The following is a 507-nucleotide window of genomic DNA, read 5'->3' on the forward strand; positions in this document are numbered from 1 at the left end:
GATTTGAAGGTGCTGTTCGCTCGTTGGGTCTTTTCGACAGTGCCAGTGCGCCAGTCCGTCGTGCTGGAATAGAAACTCGGCACTTTGAGGTGCGGGATACCCCGCCACGTCAGCTTGTCTTCGGAACGACGGATATACTGCCCCTTCGCCCCGTTGTTGATCATCTTGTTGAACGTGCGTCCCTTGTAGGCGGGATCGTCATTCGGAATTGTCAGAATGGTGAGGTCTTCACTCACCACGACGGCACCGTGCTTCTCGGCCAGTTTCACCTTTGCGCCCGCGACGAAGCCCAGCCAGTTCTTCTTGATGGCTGCCACCGATGCATAGACGTCGCGCCGCTTCTGCTTAAGCTTGCCGATGCCACCCAGCAGGCGAAAGAACCGGGTGTGCATGCGCAGATACCGGGCTTTCTCCAGTCGTGAGGTCGAGAGAGGCACCGGTGCCTGCGGTGCTGGCGTCTCCGGCACCAGCGTGTCCGGGTCAAGACCCGCAATCGCATTGATCTCA

Annotated in this window: 1 protein-coding gene; it reads right to left on the reverse strand. The window is 59.0% G+C overall.

The features are described 5' to 3' along the window. The coding region (locus ACOI1H_RS26255; RefSeq protein ID WP_422441304.1) for a hypothetical protein at positions 1-507 on the reverse strand (507 nt) is incomplete at both ends.

Source organism: Loktanella sp. DJP18, assembly GCF_049310965.1.
Classification (GTDB): Bacteria; Pseudomonadota; Alphaproteobacteria; order Rhodobacterales; family Rhodobacteraceae; genus Loktanella.